At 63.4% G+C, this 4,082-nt stretch carries 7 protein-coding genes; 5 read left to right on the top strand and 2 right to left on the bottom strand.

Features of this window, described 5'->3' with window-relative positions; genetic code table 11:
• Positions 1–97: 97 nt before the first annotated feature.
• The gene (locus QOH60_RS11310; RefSeq protein ID WP_526420214.1) at positions 98–928 is read right to left on the bottom strand and encodes an alpha/beta fold hydrolase; all 831 of its coding nucleotides are present in this window, start codon (positions 926–928) and stop codon (positions 98–100) included.
• A 61-nt stretch (positions 929–989) separates the two neighbouring features.
• On the opposite strand from QOH60_RS11310, the gene QOH60_RS11305 reads away from it, so the two are divergent.
• A complete protein-coding gene (locus QOH60_RS11305) occupies positions 990–1,595 on the top strand; it encodes a TetR/AcrR family transcriptional regulator (RefSeq protein WP_526420212.1) in 606 nt (201 codons plus the stop codon).
• Positions 1,596–1,644: 49 nt separating this feature from the next.
• Positions 1,645–1,812, top strand: a complete 168-nt coding sequence (locus tag QOH60_RS11300) for a hypothetical protein (RefSeq protein ID WP_526420210.1) — start codon at positions 1,645–1,647, stop codon at positions 1,810–1,812.
• Here QOH60_RS11300 and QOH60_RS11295 read toward each other — a convergent pair.
• Positions 1,803–1,958: a DUF6131 family protein gene (locus tag QOH60_RS11295; RefSeq protein WP_526420216.1), complete on the bottom strand. Its 156-nt coding sequence runs from the start codon at positions 1,956–1,958 to the stop codon at positions 1,803–1,805. The two genes, QOH60_RS11300 and QOH60_RS11295, sit on opposite strands and share 10 nt — an antisense overlap.
• Before the next feature lie 120 nt (positions 1,959–2,078).
• Between QOH60_RS11295 and QOH60_RS11290 the strand changes: the two genes are divergently transcribed.
• The 3 genes from QOH60_RS11290 to QOH60_RS11280 form a co-directional block, all read left to right on the top strand.
• On the top strand, positions 2,079–2,753 hold the full coding sequence (locus QOH60_RS11290) for a response regulator transcription factor (RefSeq protein ID WP_526420208.1): 675 nt from the start codon (positions 2,079–2,081) through the stop codon (positions 2,751–2,753).
• 59 nt (positions 2,754–2,812) lie between these two features.
• Positions 2,813–3,442, top strand: a complete 630-nt coding sequence (locus tag QOH60_RS11285) for a TetR/AcrR family transcriptional regulator (protein WP_526420206.1) — start codon at positions 2,813–2,815, stop codon at positions 3,440–3,442.
• Positions 3,439–4,082: hypothetical protein (locus tag QOH60_RS11280; RefSeq protein ID WP_526420204.1), on the top strand; the 644-nt coding region annotated here is incomplete at its 3' end. The genes QOH60_RS11285 and QOH60_RS11280, both read left to right, overlap by 4 nt.

The following is a 4,082-nucleotide window of genomic DNA, read 5'->3' as shown; positions in this document are numbered from 1 at the left end:
ACCCAGCGGTTTCCACTGTTGCTGGTGTCGTTGCTTTGATGACGTTCGTAGGAAGTTTGCACCTCGTGGTGTCTGGCGACAGAAGAATTTCCAGCTCTTAGGCGCGTACCGCGATCATCGATAGGAGCTCGGCGAGCCGCTCGGGCTGGTCGAGCATCGAGAACGTCCGCGCCCCCGCGATCAGCTCGAGGCGCGCGTGAGGAATCGTCGCCGCCAGGCGTCGTCCGTCTTCCTGTTCGAAGAACACGTCGTCGGCGGACCAGGCAATCAACGCTGGCTTGTCGAACTCGGCCAGCCGGGCGGCGGCGTCGACAGTAACTTCCGTACGCATTGACAAGGTCAACTGCCGAAGATCTTCCGCCACAGCCGGATTCGATAGTGCCGAACGCACCCACTGCTGGGTCAAGGCATCGATATCCGAGTGCGCGAGCCCGGCGTAGGCACGTCGGCGCGCTGCAGGCACTCGCATGGTTTGCATCGCGACCCGGAAAGACGCCTTCGACTTCGCCGCGACGATCACCGGTTTGAGGATCGGCGGTGGGAAGTGCTCGAACGCGTCGCAGCTCGTCAACACAAGCGCCCCGAGCCGCTCCGGGTACCCCACTGCAACGAGTTGAGTCACCACTCCGCCGGTGTCGTTTCCGACCAGCACGACGTCGTTAAGGTCAAGCGCGGCAAGAACGTCGGCGACGATGCCGGCGACGCCGGTTATCGTCTGGTCAGCGCCTGGCTTCAGCGGTTCGACGTGCGCGCCCAGTGGCCAGGTGGGTGCGATGCACCGCAGTCCGCGTGCGGCGAGCCGTTGGCTCACCTCGCGCCAGAGCTCGCCTCCCATCATGTAGCCGTGCACGAAGACGACAGGCCTACCGTTCTCCGGGCCGTATGCTTCGTAATGGATAGTTCCGGCGTTAATCTCGATTGTCGACATGAATGGCCCCTGCTTCGCTTACATTTACAAACACTCTGCCTGTAAGTTAGCAACACACTGTATGGAAATCAAGAGACGCACCCAAGAAGAGCGTTCCGCGGCCACCCGGCACGCGCTGATCACCGCCGCGCGGCGACTGTGGGGCGAGCGCGGGTACGCCGAGGTGGGCACGCCGGAGATCGCTACCGCCGCAGGCGTCACACGAGGGGCGATGTATCACCAATACGCTGACAAGGCAGCGCTTTTCCTCGATGTTGTCGAAGCGGTCGAAGAAGATGTGATGTCGCGAATGGCCGCCTACGTGGCTGCGTCCGGGACGTCCAGTGCGGCAGATGCCATCCGCGCCGCAGTCGATGCATGGCTGGAGGTTTCCGCCGATCCAGAGGTGCGCCAACTTGTGCTGTTGGACGCGCCGAGTGTCCTGGGCTGGGCCGGCTTCCGCGACGTCGCTCAGCGATACAGCCTGGGCATGACCGAGCAATTGCTCAAACAGGCGATCAAGGCGGGCCAGCTGGCCCGCCAACCCGTGCGACCGCTGGCCCACGTGCTGATCGGCGCACTCGATGAGGCGGCGATGGCCATCGCCACCTCCCCCGACCAAAAACGCGCGCGCCGCGAGACCACACAAGTGCTGCACAGACTGATCGACGCGATGCTGGACGGCTGATCCCGTCCGCCGCCGTTTTGGGAAACGGTGTGTTGGGTAACAGCCTGGGATGAGCACGCCTGATCACGCAGAAAACACCGGCGACAATCTTCGCTGGGCTGCAGAGCAACAAGCCAAACAACAGGAAGGCGATCAGCAGCAGTTTGATCTCCCGCCAGAGGATTCGGGCTTCGCCACTCCCCCGCTCGAAGCGCCTCGGGGCAATCCTCAGAAGTAGTGGCGTCGTCCTCCGACGCCCCGCCCGGTGGCGCCCGCAATGGCAAGGACCGCACCGATAACGAGAATGATGATGCCAATCGTCCACAGGATCGACAGCTTGGTGATGAATCCCACGATCAGCAGGATGATGCCGAGAACAATCATGATGGTTCTTTCCTTCGAGTGATGACTGGAGTGGTCGGCTCGGTTGAACCGACCCATGACGTCAGTCGACCACCCCTAAGGGGGGTGGCAATACACCCCTAGGGGTGTAATCTCCCCGGCATGCCGCCGTCTTCGGGTCCCCCCGCACCGATCACGGTGGCGCTCGTCGACGACTACGACGTCGTCGTCAAGGGCGTGGCGAACATGCTCGACCCGTACCGCGACCGCGTCGTGATCGCCGAGCTGGACTCCACCATGCCCGTCGACGACGCCGTCGACATCGTCTTGTATGACTCGTTTGCGCAACCCGAGTCCGACCACGAAGAGATCGGACACCTTGTGGCCAACCCTCGCGCGAGCCGAGTTGTGGTGTACACCTGGAACTTTCACCCCGACCTCGTCGCCAGCGCCCGCCAGCACGGAGCCCATGGATATCTGTCGAAGACGCTGCCGGCACGTGAACTGGTTGCCGCCTTGGAAGCCGTGCACGCCGGTGAGATCGTGGTCAGCGACGCACCGCCACGGGCACGCAGGGCGCCCGGGTTGGATTGGCCGGGCCGCGGCGAAGGGCTCAGCGACCGCGAAGCCGAGATCCTGGCACTGATCACCCAGGGCAAGAGCAACGCCGACGTGGCGCGCCTGACCTACCTGAGCCCGAACACCGTTAAGTCCTACATCCGCACCATTTACCGCAAGCTCGGCGTCGCCAGCCGCACCCAGGCCGTGCTGTGGGGCGTCAGCCACGGCTTCACCCCCGATCACCACCGCATCGAACACTGGCGCGGCGGGCCCTGAAACGCTTTCGTTGACACCAGTCATTGACAGATGCCAACGAGATTGCGTACGGTGCCTGCATGCCGTCGATAGCGTCTACCGCCGAACGCGGTTCGTCGGATGTAGGTGGTAGGGAGGCACAGCGCCTCGAGACACGGGCGCGGGTATTTGACGCCGCGATCGCCGAATTCAGACGGTCCGGACTCGCCGGTGCTGACGTCAGCACCATCTCGAAAGCGGCCGGGGTGGTGCGGGGCACGTTCTATTTCCACTTCCCCACCAAAGAGCACGTGCTGGTCGAGCTGGTGCGAGCCGAAGAAGCCAAAATCGTGGCAAAGCTCAATACCAGCACGACTCCACGCCATGATCTGACCTCGATGCTCGGGGGACTCGTGCGTCAGGTGCTCGCCGCAGAACGCCGGTTGGGCCCCTTGATATTTCGAGACATGTTGGCGCTGTACTTCTCCCCAACGCGGCCAGCCGAAGACGCAGTGGGTGAGCACCCGCTAGCCGAGTTCGTCATCAAGGCAATCGCCGAAGCGCACTCTGCGGGACATGTGCGTCGGGACGCCGACCCGGCCCAGCTCGGGGTCATCTTTATGACCGGCTTGTTCGCATTGCTCGTAACTGCCGGGGCGGCGTCTCGCGCGCGAACGGCGCTATTGGACCGCTACGTGACAACGATCGTTGAGGGGATGGAAACACGATGAACAACACAGGTATCGACGGCTACCGGACCTACCTAGAGAAGCGCGATGGCGATGCCGATCTTCTCAACCGGCGCCTCGCCAGCCGAGAGGACTTCTTCCAATCGCTGGAGAGCGACCCTGTGCGCTCGATCCGTTCTATCGACCGGCAGGTGTTCATGCGGAACCTACGCCGCCGCCGACCCGAGCCCGGAGTCGACCGGCCCACGCTCTTTTTGCTGGCCACCGCCAAGCTGAACCAGGCGGAGCGGTTCGGGGTCGGCCTCGGGGAGACGTACGGAAATAACAGCGGCGACGACGTTCCTCCCGAACGCGTGTACATGGAGCTTGAAGAGCACTATCACACCCGCCTGCTCGCATACGTTTTGGACGTTGTTGGACTGCCCTTCCAGGTGGTCGCGCCACCGTTCGTCATGCGCCAGTTCGTAAAGTTGGCGGTATTCCTGCCCGAGCGAATGGGATTCGCATTCGTGGGCGCATCGGAAATGGCGGGCTGCATCATGTTCGACGAGCTCCGCCGCGTCGGCGTCGAGCTGTTCGCCGACGAGCCGGACGTGGCCGCGCGCATCGACCGGCTCTACAGCGAGATCCTCACCGACGAGATAGGCCATGTTGGCTACTGCGCCGCGCGCTGCACAGCCGG

The organism is Mycobacterium sp. (assembly GCF_032159765.1).
Lineage (GTDB): Bacteria > Actinomycetota > Actinomycetes > Mycobacteriales > Mycobacteriaceae > Mycobacterium.
Note: the sequence above shows the minus strand (reverse complement) of the source record. Positions and strands in the feature narration are given on the sequence as shown.

Bases quoted from the DNA above. Each gene is read 5' to 3' on its own strand.
- QOH60_RS11310 (WP_526420214.1), bottom strand. From the start codon at position 928: ATGTCGACAATCGAGATTAACGCCGGAACTATCCATTACGAAGCATAC.
- QOH60_RS11305 (WP_526420212.1), top strand. From the start codon at position 990: ATGGAAATCAAGAGACGCACCCAAGAAGAGCGTTCCGCGGCCACCCGG.
- QOH60_RS11300 (WP_526420210.1), top strand. From the start codon at position 1,645: ATGAGCACGCCTGATCACGCAGAAAACACCGGCGACAATCTTCGCTGG.
- QOH60_RS11295 (WP_526420216.1), bottom strand. From the start codon at position 1,958: ATGATTGTTCTCGGCATCATCCTGCTGATCGTGGGATTCATCACCAAG.
- QOH60_RS11290 (WP_526420208.1), top strand. From the start codon at position 2,079: ATGCCGCCGTCTTCGGGTCCCCCCGCACCGATCACGGTGGCGCTCGTC.
- QOH60_RS11285 (WP_526420206.1), top strand. From the start codon at position 2,813: ATGCCGTCGATAGCGTCTACCGCCGAACGCGGTTCGTCGGATGTAGGT.